This window comes from Propionicimonas paludicola (assembly GCF_002563675.1).
GTDB lineage: Bacteria > Actinomycetota > Actinomycetes > Propionibacteriales > Propionibacteriaceae > Propionicimonas > Propionicimonas paludicola.
Genome location: NZ_PDJC01000001.1, coordinates 2,004,821 through 2,030,648, shown reverse-complemented (window position 1 = coordinate 2,030,648; position 25,828 = coordinate 2,004,821). Strand labels below are relative to the sequence as shown.

Genomic DNA, 25,828 nt, shown 5'->3' with positions numbered 1-25,828 from the left:
TCAGCTGGTGAAGGGCTTGACCTCGACGACGGTGACCTGGATCGGCTTGCCGGTCGGAGCGATGTAGCTGGCCGACTCGCCGACCTTGCGGCCCATGATGGCCGCGCCCAGCGGAGACTGCGGGCTGAACACCTCGAGGTCCACCGAATCGTCCACGCCCATCAGCTCGCGGGAGCCGAGCAGGAAGGTGTCGGTGTCGTCCGGGTCATCGTCGTAGTAGATGGTCACCGCGACGCCGGGGACGACCTCGTCGGCGTCGACGACGGCCTCGCCGACCTGGGCGTTCTCCAGCATCTGGGTGAGCTGGCGGATTCTGGCTTCCTGATGACCCTGCTCTTCGCGGGCGGCGTGATAGCCGCCGTTCTCGGACAGATCGCCCTCTTCGCGTGCTTGAGCGATCTTCGCTGAAACCATTCGCCGGCCCTCGCCCTTGAGGTGAGCGAGTTCGGCACTGAGGCGTTCGAAGGCCTCGGGGGTGAGCCAGGTGACAGATTGTTCGGTCATAGTCGGACCAGCCTAGCGCGAGCGTGGTGGACGCTCGGGGCCGGTGCTCGCTGGGCAATCCTTGGGGGCGGACTGGGCCTCGGCTGCTTTCCTGAACCACAATGGGGCCCATGTCAGCGCAATCGGACGGACTTCGCCTGCTGCACGTCCACGCCCATCCCGACGATGAGTCGAGCAAGGGCGCGGCCACCACGGCGCGCTATGTCGCCGAGGGCGTCCGAGTGATGGTGGCCACCTGCACCGGTGGCGAGGCCGGTTCGATCCTGAACCCGAAGATGGATACTCCGGAGAACTGGGCGAACCTGCCGGAGTTGCGCCGGGCCGAGATGGCCGAGGCCGCGCGGATCCTGGGCATCGAACAGGTGTGGCTGGGTTTCACTGACTCGGGCATGGGTCCTGAGGTGGCGCCGAACAGCTTCGCTGCCCAGCACGTCGATCACGCCGCCGGACCGCTGGTGAAGGTGATCCGCGAGTTCCGTCCGCAGGTGCTGACCACCTATGACGAGCATGGCGGCTACCCGCATCCCGACCACATCATGTGCCACAAGATCTCGATGGCCGCGGTGAAGGCGGCCGCGGATCCGTCCGCCTGGCCCGAGCATGGGGAGCCCTGGCAGGTGGCCAAGGTCTACTACGACATCTCGCTGAACCGGGCCCGGCTGGCCGCCCTGGACAACGCCATGCACGCCTCCGGGCGTCCGCGGCCCTATGCCGACTGGCTGTCCCGGATGGAGGACGACGGACGCGGCGAGGCCGACCGGCTGACCACCTTCATCGAGTGCGCCGACTACTTCGAGGTCCGCGACCAGGCCCTGCTGGCTCACGCCACCCAGATCGATCCGGACGGGGACTGGTTCGAGGTGCCCCTGGACCTGCAGCGCGAGGTCTGGCCGACCGAGGACTACCAGCTGGTGGCTTCGACCGTCCCGACCAGCCTCCCCGAGAACGACCTCTTCGCCGGCCTCCGCTAAGTGGGGACGGTTCCGAAATTCGTAGCGCAGCCCGCTGACTAGGGGTGGACGGTCACGGAACCGTCCCCGATATCGGTCCACGGCGGGGTCTGACCTAAGCTGCGCTGTGTGAATCGCCTGGCCGACGCATCGTCCCCGTACCTGCGGCTGCACGCCGAGAACCCGATCGACTGGTGGCAGTGGGGTCCTGAGGCGCTCGCTGAGGCCGAGCGCAGCGGTCGTCCGCTGCTGATCTCGATCGGCTACGCATCGTGTCACTGGTGCCATGTGATGGCCGCCGAGTCGTTCTCCGACCCGGCCATCGCCGAGCTGATCAACCCGAACTTCATCCCGATCAAGGTGGACCGCGAGGAGCGCCCGGATCTGGACGCGCTGTACATGGCCGCCACCCAGTCGCTGACCGGCAGCGGTGGTTGGCCGATGACCGTCTTCGCCACCCCGAGTGGTGAGCCCTTCTTCGCCGGCACCTACTTCCCGCCGGAGCGAGTCGGCGCGACCCCGTCCTTCGCCGAGGTGGTCAGCGCGATCTCCGATGCCTGGACGCACCGCCGTGACGAAGCCGCCCAGGGCGCGTCCGCGATCAGCGCGGCCTTGGCCGAGTCGTTCGCGCCGATGCCGGCCGATCCCGGGCGCCTCGACGTGTGGAAGCTCCTCGACGCGGCCTCGGCCGACTTCGACCCGCTGAACGGCGGCTTCGGGACCGCGCCGAAGTTCCCGGCACCGCTGCTGATCGACGCTCTGCTGGTCAAGGGCGAGCCCGGCTCGCTGGATGCCGCCCAGCGCAGCCTGGACGCCATGGCCCGCGGCGGGATCCACGACCAGCTCGGCGGCGGCTTCGCCCGCTACAGCGTGGACGCCTCCTGGGTGGTGCCGCACTTCGAGAAGATGCTCTACGACAACGCTCTGCTGCTGGGCACCTACGTCCGCGGCTGGCGGCGCACTGCCGATCACGACCCGACGCTGCGTTGGCAGCACGAGCGGGTGGTTCGCGGCATCGTCGGTTGGCTGGACCGGGAGCTGCGCACCGAGTCCGGCGGCTTCGCCTCGTCCCTGGACGCCGACAGCCTGGACGCCCACGGCAATCGCCACGAGGGCATCTACTACTGCTGGAGCCCCGCGCTGCTCACCGATGTGTTGGGCCCCGAGGATGGGGACTGGGCGGCGGGGGTCTTCCATGTGACCTCTACCGGCACCTTCGAGCACGGCCTGTCCACGCTGCAGTTGCGCGGCCACCCCGATCCGGAACGCCTGGCCGGGGTCACCGAGAAGCTGCTCGCCGAGCGGTTCCAGCGCTATGCCCCGGCTCGTGACGACAAGGTGGTGGCGGCCTGGAACGGCTTGGCCATCGACTCGCTGTGCTGGGCGGCCACCGTGTTCAACGAGCCGAGTTGGCTCGAGCTGGCCACTGGTGCCGCCGAGGCGCTGTGGCGCGATCACTGGATCGATGGCCGGCTGCGTCGCTCCAGCCTGGACGGGCAGGCCGGCGACGTCCCCGGCTTCGCCGAGGACTACGGCGCGGTGGCTACCGGCTTCGCCCGGCTGGCCGGGGCGACCGGGAACTCGGTCTGGCTGGAGCGGGCGCACACCCTGGTGTCGACCGCTGTGGAGTTGTTCAGCGCCGAGGATGGCGGCTTCTACGACACGGCCGCCGACGCCGAGCAGCTGTGGGCCCGTCCGCGCAGCCTGTCGGACAACCCCACGCCCTCGGGGACCAGCACCCTGATCGCCGGTCTACGGCTGGTCGGACTCCTGCGCGATGATTCGGAGCTGATCGAACTGGCCGATCGCGCGGCGCTGACCCTGCGCGGTCTGCTGCAGGCTGCGCCGCGGTTCGCCGGAGCGGCGCTCACCGATGCCCTGATCGCCGACGAGGCCCGCACCGGGCTGAAGCCGGCGGTGGCCGTGGTGATCGGGGACGATCCGCTGGACGAACTCGCTCGAGCCACCTGGCGGATGGCTCCGGCCGGCACCGCGGTGCTCACCGGGCCGGCCGGCACCCAGGGGTTCGCTCATCACTTCGAGGAGCGCACCGAGTCCTCGGTCTACGTCTGCCGGGGGACGACCTGCTTCGCGCCGACCACCGACCTGGCCGAACTGCGGACCGCGTTGTGGAGTCGGGTGAACTGAGCCGGGCGAGTGTCGGGCCGGCCGCTCGGCCGGAGCCGGCAGCGAGTTAGGTCAGGATGGCGATCGTGATCGCCGCGAAGTGGCACATGGCGGCTGCGATGGTCAGTGCGTGGAAGATCTCGTGGAAGCCGAACCAGGTCGGCGACGGGTTGGGTGACTTGCGCCCGTAGATCACTGCGCCGATCGAGTAGAACACCCCGCCCAGGCCGATCAGGCCGATGACGACCGGGCCGCCGCCGGCCCACAGCGCGGGCAGCCAGCCGACCGCCACCCAGCCCATGCCCAGGTAGCAGCCGACGTTCAGCCAGCGCGGCGAGGTGGGCCACAGGACCTGAATCAGCAGTCCGACCACGGCCACCGACCAGACCACGATCAGCAACGTGGTGGCGTCCGCGGGTTGCAGGGTGGCCAGTGCCAGCGGGGTGTAGGTGGCGGCGATGAAGATGAAGATGTTCGCGTGGTCGATCCGGCGCAGAACATCGGTGACCACCGGCGACCAGTGGCCGAGGTGATAGGCCGCACTATTGCCGAACAGGATGATGGCGCCGGCCATCCAGACAGCGGCGCCGAGGCGTCCGGCGGAGTCGGGGGCGAACACCATCAGCAGCACGCCGCCGACGATCGACAGCGGGGTGGCGATCGCGTGCAGCCACCCGCGCAGCCGAGGCTTGGCGGGCAGGGGAGCGGTCTGAGTGGGTGTTGCGACCGTTTCTGCCATCATCTGTGCCCCTACCTACGGTGAAGTAACTTACTCAACCGTAGGTTACTTCGCGGCCACATTCAAGCCTGGTCCATTCACAGCTTCTCGGTGTAGTCCGGGTGGCCGATGTGCCCGGTGACGGCGATAGGGTGCAGGCATGTCGCTGGGCTCGCGCTTCCGGGATGTCGCACACCGGTTGCAGTCGCTGAACCTTCTCTACTCGGTCTATGAGCAGAGGGTGCTGGCTGAGCTGGATCGCGATGCGCTGCCCAGCCACGTCGCGGTGCTTGCCGACGGCAACCGGCGCTGGGCTCGGATGAACGCCCCCGATCGTCCGCTGGTGGTCGGCTATCAAGCCGGTGCTGACAAGCTGATCGAGTTCGTCGGCTGGTGTTCTGAGCTCGGCATCGAGGTGGTCACCTTGTGGGTGCTGTCCACCGACAACCTGTGCCGCTCTGCCGAGGACGAGGTGGCGCCGCTGCTCGAAGTGATCCAGGCCATGGTGGACGACCTGGCAGCGGCCGGTGACTACCGAGTGCAGATCGTCGGCGACCCGCAGTTGCTGCCAGAAGCGATGGCCACTCGGTTGGCCGCCGCCGAGGCGGCCACCGCCAACAACCCGGGCTGCCACGTGAATGTGGCCATCGCCTATGGCGGACGCCAGGAGTTGCGCGACGCCGTCCGTTCGTTGCTGGCCAGCGAGGCTGCCAAGGGCACCGACCTGAACGACCTGGCCAAGAGCCTCGAGATCGATCACATTGCCGAGCACCTGTACACCGCCGGCCAGCCCGACCCCGACCTGATCATCCGCACCTCCGGTGAGCAGCGGATGTCAGGCTTCCTGATCTGGCAATCCGCGCACAGCGAGTTCTACTTCTGCGAGGCCCTGTGGCCGGACTTCCGCAAGGTCGACTTCGTCCGGGCGTTGCGCTCCTACGCACAGCGTGAGCGGCGCTACGGCCGCTGAGCGGCTCAAGCAAACGTCGGGTTACAGGCGGGTTAGCAGCATCCCGCAGACGGCGTGTCGTCGCTGACAAGGCAAACGGCGGACGTAGCGTGAAACTGCGCTCGGGGTCCTCCCGGGCGTCGAGAGGCTCTCTATGCACCGTCCGGCTCTCCCGAGCTCGACTCGCGGGCCTGCACCCGGCCCGAGCCCCATCGGCTGACCAACTGGTTGAGCCGGAGATGGGTGAGGCCCGGCTCGGATAGGTACCGACAATGCAGCGCACGAGCACCCGAACCGTGTTTTCCGCCAACGCGTCTTCTGCGCAAGCGTTGAAAACCTATGTGCTGGACACGTCGGTACTGCTCAGTGATCCCCATGCGTTGCGTCGCTTCGCCGAGCATTCGGTCGTGATCCCGGTGGTGGTGATCACCGAACTCGAAGCCAAGCGGCACCACCCCGAACTCGGCTACTTCGCCCGGACCGCCCTGCGCGCTCTGGACGATCTTCGGGTGCACTACGGACGGCTGGACGCCCCGATCCCGGTGAACGAGGTCGAAGGCACTCTGCGGGTGGAGCTCAATCACACCGATCCCGAGGTGCTGCCGGCCGGCTTCCGACTCGGCGATAACGACTCCAGGATCCTGGCCGTAGCCCTGAACTACCGGGCCGAAGGCAATGACGTGGTGCTGGTCAGCAAGGACCTGCCGATGCGGGTGAAGGCCTCGGCCGTGGGCCTGGCCGCGGAGGAGTACCGCCACGAGCTGACTCCCGACTCCGGCTGGACCGGCATGGCTGAACTGGACGTGAAGTCGGAGTCGGTCGACCAGCTCTACGCCGAGGGCAGCGCGGTGATCCCGGAGGCCGTCGACCTGCCGTGCCATACCGGGGTGGTCCTGCACGGGGCCAGCTCGTCCGCGCTGGGACGGGTGGCCACCGACGGCACCGTCCGGCTGATCAAGGACCGGGAGGCGTTCGGCATCCGCGGCCGCTCGGCCGAGCAGCGAGTCGCCCTCGACCTGCTGATGGACCCCGATGTCGGCATCGTGTCGCTGGGTGGACGGGCCGGCACCGGCAAGTCGGCGCTCGCGCTGTGCGCGGGACTGGAGGCCGTCCTGGAGCGCCGCCAGTACTCCAAGGTGATCGTGTTCCGTCCGATTTATGCGGTCGGCGGCCAGGAACTCGGCTACCTGCCCGGCAGCGAGGGCGAGAAGATGTCGCCCTGGGGCCAGGCGGTCTTCGACACCCTCGGCTCGGTGACCAGCAAGAACGTGATCGACGAGGTGCTGGCCCAGGAGATGCTCGAGGTGCTGCCGCTGACCCATATCCGTGGACGCTCGCTGCACGACGCCTTCGTGATCGTGGACGAGGCCCAGTCGCTGGAGCGCAACGTGCTGCTCACCGTGCTGAGCCGGATCGGCCAGAACTCCCGGGTGGTGCTCACCCACGATGTGGCTCAGCGGGACAACCTGCGGGTCGGCCGGCATGACGGCGTGGTGGCCGTGGTCGAGCGGCTGAAGGGCAACCCGCTGTTCGCCCACGTCACGCTGACCCGCTCGGAGCGTTCACCGATCGCTGCCCTGGTCACCGAGATGCTGGAGGACGTCGGGATCTGAGTCGCTCGGTCGGCCGGGCAGCGGGCTAGGCTCAGGCCATGAAGGGCAACGGAGCACTACAGATCATCTTCGCTTTCTTCTTGGGCTTGGTCGTGGTCGCCTTCGTCGGGATCGGGGTGAACACGTTCTACCCGGAGCCGGCCTACACCGGTGACTACGGCGCGACGGTCTACAGCAACTGGCGGCTGATCACCGGGATCATCCTGCTCATTCTGGCCACTGTGATCCTGGTGATCTCGCTGGCCCTGCCGGCGCACCAGGCCGTGATCACCAACGGCCTGTTGCTGGGCGGGGTGTTCACCATGATCTACGCGGTCGGGATGACCATCACTTCCGACCAGAGCATCTGGCGGTTCGTGGTGGTCGCGGTCGCGCTCCTGGTCACGATCGCGATCGGGTACCTGAAGTTCGCCAAGCCGTGGCGGGCGCCAGCCGCCGCGGGCGTGGCAGCCGATGCGTCCGGGGATGCGAACCCCGAACTTGCCGCACGGCTGAGCACGTTGGAGCGGCGCTTGGAGGCGCTGCGCCGGGCTTTGGACGACTAGTCCCGCGGGTCCCGGAGCAGTCCGGGACCCGTTCCGTCCGATCAGAGCAGGTTGGACGCCTCGGTGAGCACCTGGCGCAGGATGCCGGTGATCTCGGCGAACTCCGGTTCCCCGATGGTCAGCGGCGGAGCCAGCTGGACGACGGGGTCGCCCCGATCGTCCGCGCGGCAGTAGAGCCCGGCCTCGTAGAGCGCCTTGGACAGGAACCCGCGCAGTAGCCGCTCTGACTCGGCCTCGTTGAAGGTCTCCCGAGTCGCCTTGTCCTTCACCAACTCGATGCCGTAGAAGTAGCCGGCGCCGCGGACGTCGCCGACGATCGGCAGGTCGAGCAGGCCGTCCAGCTCGGCGCGGAACTTCGGGGCCAACTCATGGACCCGCTGGTTGAGCCCCTCGGCCTCCATCAGGTCGAGGTTGGCCATGGCCACGGCCGCCGACACCGGGTGGCCGCCGAAGGTGTAGCCATGGGCGAAGCTGGTGGTGCCGTGCCGGAACGGCTCGAACAGCCGGTCCGAGGCGATCATGGCGCCGATCGGGGCGTAGCCGGAGCTCATGCCCTTCGCGCAGGTGATGATGTCGGGGACGTAGCCGTAGTCATTGCAGGCGAACATCGAGCCGATCCGGCCGAACGCGCAGATGGTCTCGTCCGAGACCAGCAGGACGTCGTACTCGTCACAGATCTGTCGGACCCGCTCGAAGTAGCCCGGCGGCGGTGGGAAGCAGCCACCGGAGTTCTGCACCGGCTCCAGGAAGACCGCGGCCACCGTGTCGGGACCCTCGAACTCGATCATCTCGGCGATCCGGTCGGCCGCCCACTGACCGAAGGCGTACGGGTCGTCGCGGTACTGCTCCGGTGCCCGGTACAGCCCGGTGTTGGGCACCCGGAAGGCACCTGGAACCAGCGGCTCGAACATGGCCTTGGCCGCCGGGATGCCGGTGATCGACAAGGCGCCCTGCGGAGTGCCGTGGTAGGCCACGGCCCGAGAGATCACCTTGGTCTTGGTCGGCTTGCCGGTGAGCTTGAAGTACTGCTTGGCCAGCTTCCACGCCGACTCGACGGCCTCGCCGCCACCGCTGGTGAAGAAGACCCGGTTCAGGTCGGCGGGGGCGTAGTCGGCCAGCCGCTCGGCCAGTTCGATGGCTGCCGGGTGGGCGTAGCTCCACAGCGGGAAGTAGGCCAGCTCAGCGGCCTGCCGGGCAGCCGCCTCGGCCAGTTCCGTCCGGCCGTGACCGACCTGGACGGTGAACAGTCCGGCCAGCCCGTCGATGTAGGACCGTCCGGCCGAATCCCAGATCCGATGTCCCTTGCCCCGCACGATCACCGGGACTGCCGCTCCGCCTCCGCCTGCGTCGGCCGGCTCGTAGACCGAGTGCCGGCTGAAGTGTCCCCACAGGTGGTCGCGCGCCGAGTCGGTCAGCTTCGCGCCGCTGCGAGTGAAGGCATAGGCGGGATCGGCATCAGTCATCTAGTTCCCCAGTCGTAGTGCTGTTTGTTGAGTTTCAGATACACATAGGTCTCGGTGCTGGTCACCCCGGGCAGGGCGCGGATCTTGCTCATCAGCACTTCGAGAAGCTCGTCATCGTCCTCGCAGACCACCTCGACCAGAAGGTCGTGGCCGCCGGCTGTGGTGACCACGTAGTCCACCTGCGGGATCTGGCAGATCGCGTCGGCGACCGGGCCCACATCACCTTGGGTCTTGATCCCGATCAGAGCCTGTCGGGCGAAGCCCACCATCAGCGGGTCGGTGACCGCGACGATCTGGATCACCCCGGCGTCGATCATCCGCTGGACGCGCTGCCGAACCGCTCCTTCGGACAGGCCCACCTCGGCAGCAATGCTGACGTACGGCATCCGGCCATCGGTCTGTAGGAGTTCGATAATGCGCTTGCCGATCGGATCGATCAGACTCCCTGACCGCGTCGAAAGACCGTCTGACGGGCCGTTTTGATCCACTCGAGGGGTTGACACGTCGTCGATACTGCCTGCTGATTGCGTAGATCGCAAGTGCAACATCTACGAAATCCGTGGTAACAGGGGCGAAACAATGTCGGTTTAGCTTGTTGATCAATGAGCGTCTGAGAAGAGGAGCACGCATGTCCGACGAACGCGAGATCAGTGCACTGACCGCCTCGCTGGCTCGTTCCGCGCTGACCCGTCGCTCGGTGCTCGGTGGCCTGGCCGGCCTTGGTGCGGCCGGTCTGCTGGCCGCCTGTGGCACCCCGGGTCGCAAGCCCAGCGGTGGGGCCAGTTCGGCCGACGGAACGCCCAGCCCGGCTAAGACGCCGCTGGCGGCCACCGACCTCTCCGACACCGACAAGATCGTGAACTGGTCGAACTGGCCGCAGTACATCGACGTCGGTGAGAACGACGACCATCCCACCATCGCGGCGTTCACCAAGAAGACCGGGATCAAGGTCAACTACAACGAGGACTACAACGACAACGACGAATTCTTCGCCAAGGTTCGTCCGCTGTTGGAGGCCGGCAAGGACACCGGCCGCGACGTCTGGGTGAGCACCGACTGGATGGTGGCTCGGATGATCCGGCTGGGCTACTTGCAGCCGCTGGACAAGGCCAACATCCCCAACGCCGCCAACCTCGAGCCGACCCTGGCCAATGTCGAGTTCGATCCGGGCCGGGTCTACTCGCTGCCCTGGCAGAGCATCTTCGCCGGGATCGCGTACAACCCGAAGGCGACCGGCGGCAAGAAGATCACCACCATGGATCAGCTGCTGCACGACCCGGCGCTGAAGGGCAAGGTCACCTTGTTGACCGAGATGCGCGACACCGTGGGCTTGGTGATGATGGAGCAGGGAAAGAAGCTGGCCAGCTTCACGGCCGCCGACTTCGCCGATGCAATCGCCGTGCTGCAGGCAGCCAAGGACGCCGGCCAGATCAAGGGCTTCACCGGAAACGAGTACACCAAGCCGCTGGCCTCCGGAGACACCGCAGCCTGCGTGGCCTGGACCGGCGATGTGGTGCAGTTGCGGGCCGACAACCCGGCCCTGGGCTACGCACTGCCGACCACCGGCTTCACGATGTCCTCGGACAACTTCGTGATCCCGGCCATGGCCCAGCACAAGAAGAACGCCGAGAAGCTGATCAACTACTACTACGACCCCGAAGTGATGGCGGCCGTGGTCGAGTACGTCAACTACGTCGGCCCCGTGGTCGGGATCAAGGACATCCTGACCAAGTCCGATCCGAGCGTGGCGAAGAACGAGCTGATCTTCCCCACCGCGGAGACGCTGGCCAACGGCCAGGTGTTCCGCTCACTGACCGCTGAAGAGGAGACCACCTTCACCCGGCAGTTCCAGTCGCTGGTCACTGGCTAGCGATGTCTTTGACGGCCGGTGATGGGCTGTCGCGCCGAAAGCTGTTGGCAGGCGCGGCAGGTCTGGGAGCTGCTGCGGCCCTGAGTGCGTGCGGGGTGGCCGGACGCAACCCGTCCGCGAGTGCATCCGCCAGCAAGAGTGCAGTGGCGGCGCCTGACCTGTCCGCGACCGACAAGGTGGTGAACTGGTCGAACTGGCCGCAGTACATCGACATCGGTAAGGGCGGGAAGCGTCCGTCGATCGACGCGTTCACCAAGTCCACTGGGATCAAGGTCAACTACAACGAGGACTACAACGACAACGACGAGTTCTTCGCCAAGGTTCGTCCGCTGTTGGAGGCTGGCAAGGACACCGGTCGTGACGTCTGGGTGAGCACCGACTGGATGGTGGCTCGGTTGATCCGGCTGGGCTATCTGCAGCCGCTGGACAAGGCCAGCATCCCCAACGCCAAGAACCTGGACCCGAGCCTGGCCAACCCGGAGTTCGATCCGGGCTGTGTGTACTCATTGCCGTGGCAGGTCACCTTCGCCGGGATCGCGTACAACCCGAAGGCGACCGGCGGCAAGAAGGTCACCACCATGGATCAGCTGCTGCACGACCCGGCGCTGAAGGGCAAGGTGACCCTGCTCACCGAGATGCGCGACACCGTGGGCCAGCTGATGATCGAACAGGGCGTCGACATCACGAAGTTCACCGCCGAGCAGTACACCGACGCGATCGCGGTGCTGCAGGCGGCCAAGGACTCCGGCCAGATCAAGGGATTCACCGGCAATGACTACACAAAGCCGCTGGCCTCCGGTGACACTGCGGCGTGCCTGGCCTGGACGGGCGACATCGTCCAGCTCAAGGCCGACAACCCGGAGCTGGGCTACGTCCTGCCGGAGAAGGGCTTCTCGGTCGGGTCGGACTGCCTGGTCATCCCGGCCATGGCCCAGCACAAGAAGAACGCAGAAGAGCTCATCAACTACTACTACGACCCGGAGGTGATGGCGCAGGTGGTTGCCTACATCAACTACGTCGGACCAGTGCTCGGTGTGAAGGACGTTCTGGCCAAGACCGATCCAGAGCTGACCAAGAACGAGCTGATCTTCCCCAGCCAGGAGACATTGGCCCGCGGCCAGATCTTCCGCTCGCTCAGCGCAGCCGAGGAGACGTCCTTCAACCAGCAGTTCCAGACCTTGGTGGCAGGCTGACATGACCGAGACCGCAACCCGCAAGGCCTCCGGCGAGCTCCGGTTGGTGGACCTGGTCCGCACCTATGACGACTTCGTCGCCGTCGACGGAATCGACTTGGACGTCCCGCCCGGCTCGTTCTTCGCTCTGCTCGGCCCGTCCGGCTGTGGCAAGACCACCACGCTGCGGATGGTGGCCGGCCTGGAGACGCCGACCTCCGGCCGGATCTTCCTGGGGCCCAACGACATCACCAACACCCGGGCTCACCAGCGCCGGGTGAACACGGTCTTCCAGAGCTACGCGCTGTTCCCGCACCTGAACATCGTCGACAACGTCGGCTTCGGACTGCGTCAGCTGAAGGTGGCCAACTGGAAGCCCAAGGCCATGGCCGCCCTCGAGCTGGTGAAGCTCGCCGACCGGGCCAAGCAGAAGCCGCGGCAGTTGTCCGGCGGCATGCAGCAGCGGGTGGCGCTGGCCCGGGCGATCGTCAACGAGCCGGAGATCCTGCTGCTGGACGAGCCGCTGGGTGCCCTGGACCTGCAACTGCGCCGCGAGATGCAGATCGAGCTGAAGCGGATCCAGTCCGAGGTGGGCATCACCTTCATCCACGTCACCCACGATCAGGAGGAGGCCATGACCATGGCCGACACGATCGCGGTGATGCGGGCCGGCAGCATCGAGCAGCTGGGTGCCCCCAGCGACCTCTACGACCGTCCGGCAACGCCTTTCGTGGCCAACTTCCTGGGTCAGTCCAACCTGCTGCCGTTCGACCTGGACGGGCAGACCGGCGGCCTGGTCAAGGCGGTCGCGCACGGGCACACCTTCCTGGTTCGGCCCGATCAGCTGCCGTCCGGGAGGCTGACGGGACTGCAGCTCGGCATTCGTCCGGAGAAGCTGCGACTGGTCTCCAGCAACGACCGGACCCTGGTCAACCGAATGGACGGCATCGTCAGCGACGTGTCCTTCACCGGGGTGGCCACCACCTATCTGGTCCGGATGCCCTGGGAACAGGAGATCACGGTCACTCAGCCGAATGATGGCTCGAACCGAGCCAAGCTGGGGGAGCAGGTGACCCTGGGCTGGGATCCCCACCACTCCTTCGTGGTGGGGGCCGACTGATGGCCTTCGCGGTTCCGAGCCGGGGCGCCCGGCGTCCGGCCAAGGCCCGGCGGGGCTTCGCCACCCCGCTGATCCTGCTCGCGCCGGCCCTGTTGTGGCTGATCGTGTTCTTCGTCATTCCGACGATCTCGCTGGCCTCCCAGTCGCTGCAGACCGGCGACATCGACAACGGCTTCGTCCTGACTTGGCACTTCCAGAACTACTCCGATGCGCTGAGCCGCTACTGGCCGCAGTTCGCCAGGTCGTTCAGCTACGCCGCGATCGCCACCCTCGGCACGCTGATCCTCGGCTACCCGCTGGCCTGGTTCATCGCGCACCGCTCCGGGCCGCTCAAGACCACGCTGCTGGTGTTGGTGGTGGCCCCGTTCTTCACCAACTTCCTGATCCGCACCTTGGCTTGGCAGATCATCCTCACCGATCAGGGCTGGGTGGCCGGGTTCTTCCGGGCTACCGGGCTCACCCAGGTGCTGCAGTGGCTGGGCCTGACCGCCAACGACTCGCTGATGGGCTCACCGTTCGCAGTGATCTCGGGTCTGATCTACAACTTCCTGCCGTTCATGGTGCTGCCGCTGTACACCTCGATCGAGCGGCTGGACCTGCGCCTGGTGGACGCCGCCGGTGATCTGTATGCCAACGGCTGGAACAAGTTCTGGAAGGTGATCTGGCCGCTGTCGCTGCCCGGGGTGGTCTCCGGCACGCTGTTGACGTTCATCCCGGCAGCCGGCGACTACATCAACTCCAAGCTGCTCGGCAACACCAACACCGTGATGATCGGCCAGGTGATCGACTCCCAGTTCCTGCGGGTGCTCAATTATCCGCTCGCCGCGGCGCTCTCGTTCATCCTGATGGTCTCGATCGTCGTGCTGGTCGGCGCCTATGTGCGGGCCGCCGGAACTGAGGAGCTGGTCTGATGGCGTGGCTTCGTCGCAATGCCGTGGTGATCATCGGCCTGCTGGTGATGGCCTACATCCTGTTGCCCAACCTGGTCGTGGTGATCTTCTCCTTCAACAAGCCGAACGGGCGCTACAACTACGAGTGGAACCACTTCTCGCTGGACGCCTGGCTGGATCCCTGCGGCAGCCCGGGCATGTGCGAGGCCCTCGGTCTGAGCATCTGGGTGGCCGTGGTGGCGTCCCTGGCTTCGACGGTGATCGGCACCATGGCCGCCTTTGCGCTGGGCCGCTACCGGTTCCGTGGACGGGCAGCTACCAACCTGTTGGTCTTCTTGCCGATGGCCACCCCCGAGGTGGTGATGGGTTCCTCACTGTTGACCCTGTTCGTGGCTATGGGGATGGAGTCCGGCCAGACCACCATCCTGATCGCTCACATCCTGTTCACCCTGTCCTTCGTGGTGACCACAGTGAAGGCCCGAGTGGCTTCACTGGATCCCGCGCTGGAGCAGGCCGCCGCCGATCTCTACGCCACACCCGCGCAGGCCTTCTGGAAGGTCACCTTCCCGTTGGTCGCGCCCGGTATCGGGGCTGGCGCGCTGCTGGCCTTCGCGCTGAGCTTCGACGACTACATCGTGACGAACTTCAATGCCGGGGCCACCACGGTGACCTTCCCGATGTTCGTCTGGGGTGCCGCACAGCGTGGCACTCCGGTGCAGATCAACGTGATCGGCACCGTCATGTTCCTCGGCGCGGTCGGCATCGTCGGCATCGCCCAGGCAATTGGCGCGAGAAAGAGAAAGGCTGACTGATGCGCGTCCTCGTTGTCGGAGCCGGAGGAGTGGGCGACGCAGTCGCCCGAATCGCCGCCCGACGCAGTTTCTTCGAGGTGATGGTGATTGCGGACTACGACCTGGCAAAGGCGCAGGCGACGGTAGCCGCAGCAGAGGCCGCCGGGGGAGGTGGACGCTTCCGGGCTGCATTCGTGGACGCGTCCGATCCCGCCTCGGTGACCGCACTGGCCCTCGAACACCAGGCAACTCACGTGTTGAATGCGGTCGATCCGCGGTTCGTGATGCCGATCTTCGACGGCGCCTTCGCCGCCGGGGCCGACTACCTGGACATGGCCATGAGCCTGTCCCACCCGCACCCGTCCGAGCCGTACGCCCAGGTCGGGGTGAAGCTCGGCGACGAGCAGTTCGCTAAGGCCTCCGAGTGGGAGGCTGCCGGACGGCTGGCCCTGGTCGGGATCGGCGTCGAGCCCGGCCTGTCGGACGTCTTCGCCCGCTACGCGGCTGACCACCTGTTCAGCGAGATCGACGAGCTGGGCACCCGGGACGGCGCCAACCTGGTCGTCCGTGACGACAACGGTGAGGAAATCTTCGCCCCGTCCTTCTCGATCTGGACCACCATCGAGGAGTGCCTGAACCCGCCGGTGATCCACGAGGCCGGACGCGGCTGGTACACCACGCCGCCGTTCAGCGAGCCGGAGGTCTTCGACTTCCCCGAGGGGATCGGGCCGGTCGAATGCGTGAACGTCGAGCACGAGGAAGTGCTGCTGATGCCGCGCTGGGTGGACGCCAAGCGGGTCACCTTCAAGTACGGACTCGGTGACGAGTTCATCGGGGTCCTGAAGACTCTGCACGCGCTGGGCCTGGATCGCACCGAGCCGGTGTCGGTGAAGGGCGTGAAGGTCTCTCCGCGCGATGTGGTGGCCGCTGTGCTGCCCGACCCGGCCACCATCGGGCCGCGGATGACCGGCAAGACCTGCGCCGGACTGTGGGTCACCGGACTCGGCAAGGACGGCCAGCCGCGCCGCACCTACCTCTACCACGTGGTCGACAACGAGTGGGCCATGGCGAATTACGGCGCCCAGTGCGTGGTCTGGCAGACCGCCATCAACCCGGTGGTGGCTCTGGAGTTGCTGGCCACCGGGGTCTGGTCAGGGGCTGGAGTGCGCGGTCCGGAGTCCTTCGACGCAGTACCTTTCTTGGAGTTGCTCGCCGGGGCGGCCCCGGCCGGCTATGACTCGAAGTGGGGGCTGGAAGACCGATGATCACCCAACAGCGCAAGCTGGTCACCGAACTGCCCGGGCCGATCTCGAAGTCCCTGGCACAGCGCCGGGTGGCTGCGGTGTCGTCCGCGGTGAGCGGGGGCAGCGACATCTACGTGGCTGGTGCCGAGGGGGCGATCCTGCTCGACGTCGACGGCAATCAGATCATCGACTTCGGCTCCGGAATCGGGGTCACCTCGGTCGGCCACTCCGACCCGCGAGTGGTGGCCGCGGTCACCGAGCAGGCGGCGTCCTTCGGGCACACCTGCTTCATGGTGAACCCTTACGAGAACTACATCGAGCTGTGCGAGAAGATCGCTGAGGTCACCCCCGGCGACTTCGATAAGCGCTCGGTGCTGCTCAACTCCGGTGCCGAGGCCGTCGAGAACGCCGTGAAGATCGCCCGGGCCTACACCGGCCGGCAGGCCGTGGTGGTCTTCGACCACGCCTACCACGGGCGGACGAACCTGACCATGGCCATGACCGCCAAGGTGTCGCCGTACAAGGACGGCTTCGGCCCGTTCGCGCCGGAGATCTACCGAGTCGGGATGGCCTACCCCTATCGCTGGCCAACCGGTCCGGAGAACTGCGCCGAGGAGGCCTTCGCCGACTTCGTCGGGCAGGTGCACATCCAGGTGGGCGAGCAGCACGTCGCGGCCGTGGTGTTGGAGCCGATCCAGGGTGAGGGTGGCTTCATCGTCCCCGCACCTGGCTTCCTGGCCAAGCTGGTCGAGTGGTGCCACGCCAACGGTGTGGTGTTCATCGCCGACGAGGTGCAAAGCGGCTTCTGCCGTACCGGCGCCTGGTTCGCCGTCGAGCACGAGGGGATCGTCCCCGACCTGATCACCACGGCCAAGGCGCTCGGTGGTGGGCTGCCGATCGCCGCAGTGACCGGACGGGCCGAGATCATGAACGCACCCGTCCCCGGTGGCCTGGGTGGCACCTTCGGTGGAAACCCCCTGTCGTGTGCGGCCGCGTTGGCTGCCATCGAAACCATGGAGGCCGAGGATCTGCCGGGTAAGGCGCGCCGGATCGGCGAAGTGCTGTCGGCTCGGCTGACCGCCTTGGCGACGCAGTTCCCACAGATCGGTGAGGTCCGTGGCCGCGGCGCCATGATGGCCATCGAGATCATCGTTCCGGACGGTTCGAAGGCTCCCGACGCTGCCCTGACCAAGGCAGTGGTGGCGGCCTGCATCCGCCGCGGAGTGGCGATGCTCAGCTGTGGCAGTTTCGGCAATGTGATCCGGATGCTGCCGCCGCTGGTCAGTGACATCTCACTGATCGAGGACGCCATGGACGTCCTGGCCGAGGCCTTCGCCGAAGTGCTCGGCTGAGCAAGACTGATCTCGTGACGTCCGGGCGGCTGGCGCTGCCCGGACGACGATCAAGAGAGGACCGCGATGACGCAACTTCCTGCAGGCGTCCCCACTGAGCTCTTCATCGGGGGAGTGTGGCGCGACGGCAGCTCGGCTGAGCGTTTCGTCGTACAGAACCCGGCCACGGCGTCCACCCTGGCCGAAGTGGCATCAGCCACCCCCCAGGACGCGGTGGCTGCTCTGGACGCGGCCGTCGCCGCCCAGGAGTCCTGGTCGCGGACGCCGCCACGGCGCCGCGCCGAGCTGCTCCGGGCCGGCTTCGAGGCGGTGACCGCCCGCGCCGACGACTTCGCGCTGCTGATGACCTTGGAGATGGGCAAGCCGCTGGCCGAGTCCCGCGGTGAGGTGGCCTACGGTGCGGAGTTCCTGCGCTGGTTCTCCGAGGAGACGCCGCGGATCTACGGCCGCTACTCGATCGCGCCGGACGGGGCCAACCGGATCCTGGTCTCCAAGCGTCCGGTCGGGCCGTGCCTGCTGATCACGCCGTGGAACTTCCCGCTGGCCATGGCCACCCGCAAGGTGGCGCCGGCGCTGGCCGCCGGCTGCACCGTGGTGGTCAAGCCGGCCGCGCTCACCCCGCTGACCACCTTGCTGTTTGCCAAGGTGATGCAGGAGGTCGGCGTCCCGGACGGAGTGATCAACGTCATCCCGACCGCCCACTCCGGAGCCACCACGGCCCCGCTGTTCGCCGATCCGCGGCTGCGCAAGCTGTCCTTCACCGGTTCCACCGAGGTGGGTCAGGCGCTGCTGCGGCAGGCGGCGAGCAACGTCCTGCGGACGTCGATGGAACTCGGCGGCAACGCACCCTTCCTGGTCTTCGCCGATGCCGACCTGGACGCGGCTGTCGAGGGCGCTTTCGCGGCCAAGCTCCGCAATGGCGGCCAAGCCTGCACCGCGGCCAATCGAATCTATGTCGAGTCGCCGATCGCCGAGGAGTTCGCGGCCAAGCTGTCGGCCAAGGTCGCCGCCGTCAAGGTCGGGCCGGGTGTCGAGGCGGGGGTCGGGCTCGGCCCGGTCATCGACAGCGACGCGCTCGGCCGGATCGGTGGCCTGGTCAGCGAGGCGCAGGAACTCGGCGGACGGCTGCTGGTCGGCGGCCATCGGGTGGACGGGCCTGGTTACTTCTTCGAGCCGACGGTGCTGGTGGACGTCCCGCGTCAGGCTCGGGTGCTCACCGAGGAGATCTTCGGCCCGGTGGTGCCGATCGCCACCTTCGACTCCGAGGACGACGCGGTGGCCGTGGCCAATAGCACTCCGTTCGGGTTGATCTCCTACCTCTACACCACGGACCTGTCTCGGGCGCTGCGGCTGTCGGAGCGGATCGAGACCGGCATGCTCGCGGTGAACGCCGGGGTGATCTCGAACCCGGCCGCGCCCTTCGGCGGGGTCAAGCAGTCCGGTCTGGGCCGCGAGGGGAGTGCGGAGGGCATCGAGGAGTACCTCGAGACCGTGTACATCGGGATCGCCGACCCCTTCGCCGGGGTCTAGCTCGGAACCGCCCGGTACAGGGCGTAGTCGAAGCTGCGGCCCTCGCGGCTGACCGGAACCAGAATGAGCTCGACCTGTCCGGTGAGCCGGCGCAGGGTGATCTCGAGGTCCGGGCTGGCCTGCTCGCACCAGATCACCAGCCGTCCGCCGGGGGTGAGCCTGCTCAGGCAAGTGGCCAGGAAGTCGGTGGAGTAGACCCGGGCGTTCTCGTCGTGGATCAGGAAGCTGGGGCCGTTGTCGACGTCGAGCAGGATCGCTTCCCAGGAGCCGGGATCGGCCTCGATGACGTTCACGATGTCATCGACCACCAGCTCGGTGCGGGGATCGTCGGCCACCCGGCCCAACTGCGGTGTGATCCGGGCCAGTGCCCATTCGACCAGCGGTGCGGCCAGCTCGACGACGCGCACCGCTGCGGCGCCGTTATCGAGCAGCCGGGCCGCCGTATAGCCCAGACCCAGGCCGCCGACCAGCACTCGTCCGGGTGCGCTGCCCTCAGCGGCGGACGCCGCGTCGGCCAGGGCGAGTTCTGAGGCGACCTCGAAGGAGTCCATGGCGAACACCCCATTGACCACCAGTTCGTCCACCGGCCCGGTGTCCTCATCGCGGCGGCGCAGAACCACGTCGCCCAGCGGGGTATGTGCCCGCGCGATCAACTCCGGCCTGCTCACCCGCCCATCGTTGCATGCGGCCGACTGCGGGCGGGCTCACGCCGCGGACGCTCCGGCCGTTCGCTCGTCCTGGCCGTGCGACTCGTCGATCGGGGAGGGATCATCCCTGGTCGGCGCGGGGTTGTGGGGTCTGCGGCGTTTCGCGGACGGGGCCGCCACCCCCGGGTGACAATGAGCCATGGCTGAACGCGAACTCCTCACCTCGGTGAGCCTGACTCTTCCCGACGGCTCACTCAACCCGGACGCGGTGGGCTGGGCGCGGCGTCCGCTGGTGGACACCTCGGGGATCGACGGCCGCCGCGGTTGGCCGCGCAACAAGCGCTGGGAGTACTGGAACGTGGTCACTTCCACGCATGTGCTGGCCGCCACGGTGTCGTCGATCGACTACGCCGCCGTCCATGAGATCTGGGTGTTCGATCGGGCCACTGAGCAGACTTGGGGCAAGGCCGCCACGGTACTGCCGGCCCGTGGAGCGGTGCTGCCGGCCAACCTGGGCGACGCGGCGGCGTCCGCGCGGGCCCAGGGGTTGGCCATCGACATCACGCCCGAGGCGGGCGGGGTTCGGCTCCAGGCACGGGCGGACCGGGTCTCCTTCGACGTTCTGGTCAGTCGTCCGGCCGACCAGGATTGCCTGGCTGTGGTCGTCCCGTGGTCGCGACGCCGCTTCCAGTACACGGTCAAGGATGTCGCGCAGCCGGTGTCCGGCTCGCTGGTGATCGACGGGACCACTCATCCGGTGCCGGCCGGCGAGTCCTGGGCCGTGCTCGACCATGGACGCGGTCGCTGGCCCTATGACGTCCATTGGAACTGGGGTGCCGGGTCGGGGCGGGTGGACGGTCAGGTGTTCGGCATCCAGGTCGGTGGCAAGTGGACGGTCGGCAGCGGCTCCACCGAGAACGGCATTCTGCTCGGCGGGCGACTGCACAAGATCTCCGAGGAACTGGACTGGCGCTATGACCTGGCCGACTGGCGGCGTCCCTGGCGAGTGATCGGCGGGGACCTGGACGCCACCTTCACTCCGGATTTCGACCGCACTGCCGTGAGCAATCTCGGCGTCATTTCCTCGCGCACCGACCAGTGCTTCGGGTACTGGTCCGGGCAGTATGCCGGGGTCTCCTTCGAGGGCATCTACGGCTGGGCGGAGGACGTCCATAACCGCTGGTGACCGGCCAGTTGATGGACGCCTTTCCTCGGATGCTGTGGCATGCCTGTGGGTGGCCCTAGACTCCCTGCGGGAGGCTATACATATGAACCAGCCATTTGCTAGAAAAGTCAACGGAAATGCCCGCGAGAATGGACAACGGCGTCCACTGCGCGCTGGCATCGTGGCGCTGCTTTCGGTCGTCCTGACCGCAGGTCTCAGCGTTGCTGCGCCGACCGCGGCGCAGGCCGCGTCCGTGCAGTTCGCCGACGCCAAGCTCGCTACCTGTGTCGCTCAGCACCTGAGCCTGGATCCGGGGACGACCAGCTTCGACTCGTCCGACCTTGCGGCCATCACGTCGTTGGACTGCAAGGACAAGGGCATTGCTGATCTCACCGGGATCGAGGCGTTGACCGGGTTGACGTCCCTCGACATCTCGGGCAACAAGGTGACCGACCTCGCTGCTCTCGAGCAGATCGATTCTCTGCCGCTCAGCGGGCTGGCCGCCAGCGGGCAAGAGGTCGACTGGCGGATCAAGGTCGGCACCTACAACGACCTGCCGATCAATCCCTGGTTCGACGGCGATGTCTTTGGTGCGAAGTGGACCAAGGGCCTGACCCGCAAGGTGCCGTGGTTGTTCAAGGCCGACAAGGCCGGCCAGTACGCCATCATCGCCGGCGCGCAGGACTACGACTTCGACATCTACTTCACCGTGACTGCCTACACGATCAAGAGTTTCTCGGCGCCCACGCCGAAGATCACCGGCACCGTCGCGGTCGGCAAGACGCTGACCGCCAAGCCGGGCACCTGGAAGCCGTCGACGGCCGTCCTGAGCTACCAGTGGTTCCGCTCGGGCAAGGCGATCTCCGGTGCCACCGCGCAGACCTACACCCTCACCAAGTCCGACCTCGGCAAGAAGATGACGGTTAAGGTCACCGGCAAGCAGAACGAGTACAAGACCGCCACGGTCACGTCCAAGGCCACCGGCAAGGTCAAGGCGGGGACGATCGTCGCCGGCAAGGTGACGCTGAACGGCAAGGCGCAGGTCGGCCAGGTGATGACGGTAGCCACCAGCGCCGCCGATTGGTCGCCGAACTCGGTCGCGCTCAGCTACCAGTGGTACCGCGCCGGCAAGGCCGTCAAGGGTGCCAAGAGCGCCAGCTACACCCTCACCGCTGCTGATGTGAAGAAGAAGGTCAGCGTGAAGGTCTCCGGAGCTCTGGGCGGCTACACCACCCGGGTGATCACTCTGAATGCCGGGGTCATCGCCGGGCTCTAGGCATCGCGGGTCACTCCGAAACACGAACGGGGACGGTTCCCCGCTGGCTCAACAAGCCAGCGCGGTGCCGTCCCCTTCACGTTTGGCCTGGCTCGGGGGTGCGGGAGCGGAGCCGTCCGCGGGTTGCGACTCCACCCGTCCGACGTTCTCGCCCCTGCCGACTCTGATGAGGGGGTGAGGGTGGCGGTGACCGCCGATCTTGCTGTTATCAGGCGGGTTGAACTCGACCTCGTGTGCGCGACCGCCGACTTTGTCGTTATGAGTCGGGTTTGCGGGCCCGAAAACGACAACATCGGCGGTTGAGTCTGACTACGCCGCCGGCACCGGTCTGATAACGACAACATTGGCGGTCGGCGCGCTGTCGGCGGCCTTCACCGGATCCAAGCGATGAGGTGCGGAAGTGATCGGGAACAAAGTCGGCGGGTTCGCTAGGGGTGCGGTTCGGTGAGCGACAGGCCGGTGACGAACTCGTCGAGGAGGGCGCGTCCCTCGTGCCAGGGTCCGCGTCCCGATGCCGTGCTGAGGTGGCCACCGCCGCGAACCTCGACCAGGCGGACGCCCAGCAGTGCAGCGGTCTGTTGGGTGAACGGCCAGTCGGCGTAGGGGTCGTCGGTCGAACCGACCATCAGCACCGGGTCGGCCACCGGTGTGGTCGGACGAGCAAAGCCGCGACTCGTCTCGGGGAAATCCGGGCGTCCGGCGTCCGGGACGGCCACCAGGAAAGCGCCCGCGGCGACTCCGGGATGGCGGTCCAGCCAGGCCAGGGTGGCCAGACAACCCAGGCTGTGCGCGACGATCACCGAGCCGGGCTCGATGGCCGCATCCAGAGCAGCCTGCCAGTCCTCGAACTCCGGCTCGTCCCACGAGCTCGGTGCGGTGCGGACGGCCTGAGCTCCCCACTCGCGCTGCCACAAGGTCTGCCAGTGGCCCTCGTCGGAGTCGAGATAACCGGGGGCTATGACGAACCGCATCAGCTGTCGGCCTTCGGCCGGGCCGCCTCGATCTTGGCTTTGGCGCCGTCCAGCCAGTTCTGGCAGATGGCCGCCAGCTCTTCGCCGCGCTCCCACAAGGCCATCGACTCGCTCAACGGCACCGCGCCGGACTCCAGCTTGTGCAGGATCTCGACCAGCTGATCGCGGGCCTCTTCATAGCTGGGTGGGGCTGGCTTGCTCATGGCTGCTCCTGATGCAGTTCGGTGACGGTGAGGTCCAGGCGGCCGTCGGCCAACCGGGCGCTGAGTTCTTGGCCGGCGCGGGCCGCGGCGACCCGGTCGATGGTGGTGCCGTCGGCGTCGGCGAGGATCGCATAGCCGCGCTGCAGGGTGGCCCGTGGGGAGAGCCCGCGGATCCGGTCGATGGTGTGGGTGAGCCCGAGCGACTCCTCGCGCACCCGAGCGGCGATCGCCCGGCCCAGTCGCTCCCGGGTCTGGCCGAGCCGCTCGTAGTGGCCGGCCAGTGCGGCAGTCGGGTCGCGCAACACCGGACGGCTGCGTAGCTCGTCCAGCCGGCGCAGCTCGTTGTGGATCCGGTTGCCGATGGCCAGCTCCAACTGCCGACGCGCCGCGGCCAGCTTCTCCGACTCCGCGGCCGCATCCGGCACCACCCGCTTGGCCGCATCGGTGGGGGTCGACGCTCGCAGGTCGGCGACCAGATCGAGAATCGGAGTGTCGGTCTCGTGGCCGATCGCGCTGACCACCGGCGTCCGGCACGCGAAGACGGCCCGAACCAGGCCCTCGTCGCTGAACGGCAGCAGGTCCTCCAGCGAGCCACCGCCGCGGGCGATGATGATGACATCCACCTCGGGGGCGGCCTCCAGGCCGCGCAACGCATCGATGAGCTGCTCGACCGCTGCCTGGCCCTGGACCAGGCTGTGCCGGACCTCGATGACGGCGGCCGGCCAGCGGCGTCGGACGTTCTCCAGGACGTCTCGCTCGGCCGCGCTGCCGGCCCCGGTGATCAGCCCGATTCGGCGGGGCAGGAACGGCAGCCGGCGCTTGCGAGCCGGGTCGAACAGCCCTTCGGCCTGGAGCATCCGCTTGCGCTGCTCGATGGCGGCCAGCAGGCGTCCCTCGCCGGACGGACGCAGCTCGCTGCACTGGAAGGTGAGGCTGCCCGACTTCGTCCAGATCGTCGGCTTGATCAGGGCGGCGACCACGGTGCCCTCGGTGAGCGGGCCGGCCGCGTCCAGCACCACCTGGCTGGTCGAGACCGTCACCGAGAACTCGCCAAGCGTGTCCCGCATTGTCAGGAACTGGGTGGGGCCGGTACGTCGCTTGATCTCGATCAGCTGGCCCTCCACCCAGATCGGGTTGAGTCGCTCGACCCAGTCCTTGGTGGCCTGCAGCACCACCCGCAATGGCTGCGGCTGTTCGGGGCTGCTGGGCAACGGCATGGGGCCACGCTAGCGGTCCGGGCCGACCAAAGCCGGAGCTACCTCACGATCAGAGCACTCAGCTCGCCGACCTGGACGGTTCGGCTCCCGGTGTAGGTGGTGTCCAGGCTGCCGGACTGGCCCGCGGCGGCCCAGTCGACCCGCCAGTTGGTGTGCGCCCGGACGGTGTAGCCGGCGGCCGGCGAGACCTTCTGGTAGGTGTAGCCGCAGGTCGGGGACGGCGTGCCGGGCTTCGTGGCGGCTGGGTAGGGGCTGGTCGAGCGGCAGGTCAGGCTGTGTCCGTCGCCGAACTCGAAGCGGGTGTCCTGCCAGGTGGCGGTGAGCGTGAAGCTCAGGCCGTAGCGGGTCGCCGTGGTGGTCAGCCGGGTCGGCCCGGACGTCCACAGCCACAGCGGGTAGCCGACCGCCAGCATGTGCCACTCATTGGCGTCCGGATCGGGACCGAACCGAGGGGTGGGATCGGGCAGGTGCAGTCGGGCGACCACCTCACGGGCCACGGCCGATACGTCGACGGAGCTGACCAGTCCCTCGTAGCAGAGGTCGCTGGGGTTGTCCCGCAGGCATTGCTGGATCTGTGCGCGCAGCGCCGGGTCGAGGCCCTCGAGGGAGTCCTCCGGGTTGGAGTCGGCGGGTGGGTGGTGTTCGACCGGGGGATTGGGTTTGGAGGGCTTGGATGGGTCCTTCTGGCCGATGCCTGTCGAGCCCTCGATGTAGCCGTCGTCCACGCCAACCGATGGCCGAGGGTTCGGCGATCCGTCGCCTAGCGCTGGCGCCATTGGGACGGCCGCAAGGAGGGCACCTGTCAGCATGGCTGCGGTCAGGATTCGGGTTCTCAGCACGACGTCAGCTCCTTCCACTGGGAACTCTGGATCTTCAGGCTGGTGCCGCTTCGGGTGAAGTACAGCCTTTCGCTGATGACAAGGCCACGAGACTCGTAGCCGGCATCGCCTCGCAAGAGAACACTCGTTGAGTCAACGCAGGCGGCCAGGGTCGCGACTGATCCTTCGCGCGAGACCCCGGGAAGGCGGGCGAGGGAGGCCAGATGAGGACGACCTTCGACGATCTTTGCTCGGCGTTGGTGCAGCGCGCGGTAGAGCTTCATCGAGTCCGACTGGAAGCGCCCGGTCGTCGTCTCATCCAGGGCAGCAGTTGGCTCGGTTATGCCGCCGACCACGTAGATCCGGACATTCTCGGCGAAGAACTTCCGGTAGACCGCCTCGGCCTCGGCGTACAGCTTGTCCTTGGCCAGCATCTGCTCGTAGTCGAAAGCCGAGCACTCGTAGGCGGTGCCACCGGCTTCGGGAGTGCAGCTGTACGTCGGTGACGGGCTGGACGGGGCAGGTGAGGAAGGCCTCGGAGTCGCGGTGCAGGCGACGAGCAGCAGACAGCCCGCGGCGAGTACGACGATGCGTGACCGGATCATCGGCAGCCTCCTGGGGCGAGGTGAGCCGAGTTTCGCAGATTCGCAGAGTGAGGAATAGAGCGTTCGGCGACTTGTCCCCAGAGTCGAA

At 67.4% G+C, this 25,828-nt stretch carries 25 protein-coding genes; 15 read left to right on the top strand and 10 right to left on the bottom strand.

Going from position 1 to position 25,828, the window contains the following annotated elements; translation table 11 throughout:
• Complete coding sequence (greA, locus tag ATK74_RS09510; RefSeq protein ID WP_098460807.1) at positions 1-504, bottom strand: transcription elongation factor GreA; 504 nt, start codon at positions 502-504, stop codon at positions 1-3.
• A gap of 110 nt (positions 505-614) precedes the next feature.
• Between greA and mca the strand changes: the two genes are divergently transcribed.
• Both mca and ATK74_RS09500 read left to right on the top strand, forming a co-directional pair.
• Positions 615-1,475, top strand: coding sequence for a mycothiol conjugate amidase Mca (gene mca, locus ATK74_RS09505; RefSeq protein ID WP_211283331.1), 861 nt, complete (start codon positions 615-617; stop codon positions 1,473-1,475).
• 99 nt (positions 1,476-1,574) lie between these two features.
• Positions 1,575-3,602 (top strand): thioredoxin domain-containing protein, encoded by a 2,028-nt coding sequence (locus ATK74_RS09500; RefSeq protein WP_098460805.1) that lies wholly within the window; start codon positions 1,575-1,577, stop codon positions 3,600-3,602.
• 46 nt (positions 3,603-3,648) lie between these two features.
• Here ATK74_RS09500 and trhA read toward each other — a convergent pair whose 3' ends face one another.
• Positions 3,649-4,323 (bottom strand): PAQR family membrane homeostasis protein TrhA, encoded by a 675-nt coding sequence (gene trhA / locus ATK74_RS09495; RefSeq protein ID WP_098460804.1) that lies wholly within the window; start codon positions 4,321-4,323, stop codon positions 3,649-3,651.
• A 136-nt stretch (positions 4,324-4,459) separates the two neighbouring features.
• Here trhA and ATK74_RS09490 point away from each other — a divergent pair, with 136 nt between their 5' ends.
• The 3 genes from ATK74_RS09490 (at position 4,460) to ATK74_RS09480 (ending at position 7,406) form a co-directional block, all read left to right on the top strand.
• Entirely contained in the window at positions 4,460-5,269 is an 810-nt protein-coding gene (locus ATK74_RS09490) for an isoprenyl transferase (RefSeq protein ID WP_098460803.1), read from the top strand.
• Between the two features lie 251 nt (positions 5,270-5,520).
• Entirely contained in the window at positions 5,521-6,861 is a 1,341-nt protein-coding gene (phoH2, locus tag ATK74_RS09485; RefSeq protein WP_098460802.1) for an RNA 5'-3' helicase PhoH2, read from the top strand.
• Positions 6,862-6,899: 38 nt separating this feature from the next.
• Complete coding sequence (locus tag ATK74_RS09480; RefSeq protein ID WP_098460801.1) at positions 6,900-7,406, top strand: hypothetical protein; 507 nt, start codon at positions 6,900-6,902, stop codon at positions 7,404-7,406.
• Positions 7,407-7,447: 41 nt separating this feature from the next.
• Here the strand turns inward: ATK74_RS09480 and ATK74_RS09475 are convergent, their stop codons facing one another.
• Positions 7,448-8,869 carry an aspartate aminotransferase family protein gene (locus tag ATK74_RS09475; RefSeq protein WP_098460800.1) on the bottom strand — a complete coding sequence of 474 codons (1,422 nt, stop codon included), beginning with the start codon at positions 8,867-8,869 and terminating at the stop codon, positions 7,448-7,450.
• A complete protein-coding gene (locus ATK74_RS09470; RefSeq protein WP_281255395.1) occupies positions 8,866-9,357 on the bottom strand; it encodes an Lrp/AsnC family transcriptional regulator in 492 nt (163 codons plus the stop codon). Before ATK74_RS09470 ends, ATK74_RS09475 begins: the two co-directional genes overlap by 4 nt.
• Before the next feature lie 140 nt (positions 9,358-9,497).
• Between ATK74_RS09470 and ATK74_RS09465 the strand changes: the two genes are divergently transcribed.
• From ATK74_RS09465 to ATK74_RS09430, 8 genes are all read left to right on the top strand, one after another.
• On the top strand, positions 9,498-10,739 hold the full coding sequence (locus ATK74_RS09465) for a polyamine ABC transporter substrate-binding protein (protein ID WP_098460798.1): 1,242 nt from the start codon (positions 9,498-9,500) through the stop codon (positions 10,737-10,739).
• 2 nt (positions 10,740-10,741) lie between these two features.
• Entirely contained in the window at positions 10,742-11,932 is a 1,191-nt protein-coding gene (locus ATK74_RS09460; RefSeq protein ID WP_098460797.1) for a polyamine ABC transporter substrate-binding protein, read from the top strand.
• Between the two features lies 1 nt (position 11,933).
• A complete protein-coding gene (locus ATK74_RS09455) occupies positions 11,934-13,031 on the top strand; it encodes an ABC transporter ATP-binding protein (protein ID WP_098460796.1) in 1,098 nt (365 codons plus the stop codon).
• Positions 13,031-13,942 carry an ABC transporter permease gene (locus ATK74_RS09450; RefSeq protein WP_098460795.1) on the top strand — a complete coding sequence of 304 codons (912 nt, stop codon included), beginning with the start codon at positions 13,031-13,033 and terminating at the stop codon, positions 13,940-13,942. The genes ATK74_RS09455 and ATK74_RS09450 overlap by 1 nt, the downstream gene beginning before the upstream one ends.
• Positions 13,942-14,733: an ABC transporter permease gene (locus tag ATK74_RS09445; protein WP_098460794.1), complete on the top strand. Its 792-nt coding sequence runs from the start codon at positions 13,942-13,944 to the stop codon at positions 14,731-14,733. The genes ATK74_RS09450 and ATK74_RS09445 overlap by 1 nt, the downstream gene beginning before the upstream one ends.
• Entirely contained in the window at positions 14,733-15,977 is a 1,245-nt protein-coding gene (locus tag ATK74_RS09440; RefSeq protein ID WP_098460793.1) for a saccharopine dehydrogenase family protein, read from the top strand. Before ATK74_RS09445 ends, ATK74_RS09440 begins: the two co-directional genes overlap by 1 nt.
• Complete coding sequence (gene gabT, locus ATK74_RS09435) at positions 15,974-17,308, top strand: 4-aminobutyrate--2-oxoglutarate transaminase (RefSeq protein WP_098460792.1); 1,335 nt, start codon at positions 15,974-15,976, stop codon at positions 17,306-17,308. Before ATK74_RS09440 ends, gabT begins: the two co-directional genes overlap by 4 nt.
• A 66-nt stretch (positions 17,309-17,374) precedes the next feature.
• Positions 17,375-18,838 (top strand): NAD-dependent succinate-semialdehyde dehydrogenase, encoded by a 1,464-nt coding sequence (locus ATK74_RS09430; protein ID WP_098460791.1) that lies wholly within the window; start codon positions 17,375-17,377, stop codon positions 18,836-18,838.
• Here ATK74_RS09430 and ATK74_RS09425 read toward each other — a convergent pair.
• Positions 18,835-19,506, bottom strand: a complete 672-nt coding sequence (locus tag ATK74_RS09425; protein ID WP_098460790.1) for a spermidine synthase — start codon at positions 19,504-19,506, stop codon at positions 18,835-18,837. The genes ATK74_RS09430 and ATK74_RS09425 overlap by 4 nt on opposite strands.
• 178 nt (positions 19,507-19,684) lie before the next feature.
• Here ATK74_RS09425 and ATK74_RS09420 point away from each other — a divergent pair, with 178 nt between their 5' ends.
• Together ATK74_RS09420 and ATK74_RS09415 are read left to right on the top strand one after the other, a co-directional pair.
• A complete protein-coding gene (locus ATK74_RS09420) occupies positions 19,685-20,671 on the top strand; it encodes a DUF2804 domain-containing protein (RefSeq protein WP_098460789.1) in 987 nt (328 codons plus the stop codon).
• Between the two features lie 160 nt (positions 20,672-20,831).
• Positions 20,832-21,926, top strand: a complete 1,095-nt coding sequence (locus ATK74_RS09415) for a leucine-rich repeat domain-containing protein (RefSeq protein WP_098460788.1) — start codon at positions 20,832-20,834, stop codon at positions 21,924-21,926.
• 428 nt (positions 21,927-22,354) lie between these two features.
• Here ATK74_RS09415 and ATK74_RS09410 read toward each other — a convergent pair whose 3' ends face one another.
• The 5 genes from ATK74_RS09410 to ATK74_RS09390 form a co-directional block, all read right to left on the bottom strand.
• On the bottom strand, positions 22,355-22,897 hold the full coding sequence (locus ATK74_RS09410) for an RBBP9/YdeN family alpha/beta hydrolase (protein ID WP_098460787.1): 543 nt from the start codon (positions 22,895-22,897) through the stop codon (positions 22,355-22,357).
• The gene (locus ATK74_RS09405; protein WP_098460786.1) at positions 22,897-23,100 is read right to left on the bottom strand and encodes an exodeoxyribonuclease VII small subunit; all 204 of its coding nucleotides are present in this window, start codon (positions 23,098-23,100) and stop codon (positions 22,897-22,899) included. The genes ATK74_RS09410 and ATK74_RS09405 overlap by 1 nt, the downstream gene beginning before the upstream one ends.
• Entirely contained in the window at positions 23,097-24,317 is a 1,221-nt protein-coding gene (gene xseA, locus ATK74_RS09400; protein WP_098460785.1) for an exodeoxyribonuclease VII large subunit, read from the bottom strand. The genes ATK74_RS09405 and xseA overlap by 4 nt, the downstream gene beginning before the upstream one ends.
• 38 nt (positions 24,318-24,355) lie before the next feature.
• Positions 24,356-25,042, bottom strand: a complete 687-nt coding sequence (locus ATK74_RS09395) for a hypothetical protein (RefSeq protein ID WP_098460784.1) — start codon at positions 25,040-25,042, stop codon at positions 24,356-24,358.
• Positions 25,043-25,149: 107 nt separating this feature from the next.
• Positions 25,150-25,569 carry a hypothetical protein gene (locus ATK74_RS09390; protein WP_143483618.1) on the bottom strand — a complete coding sequence of 140 codons (420 nt, stop codon included), beginning with the start codon at positions 25,567-25,569 and terminating at the stop codon, positions 25,150-25,152.
• Between the last annotated feature and the right edge of the window lie 259 nt (positions 25,570-25,828).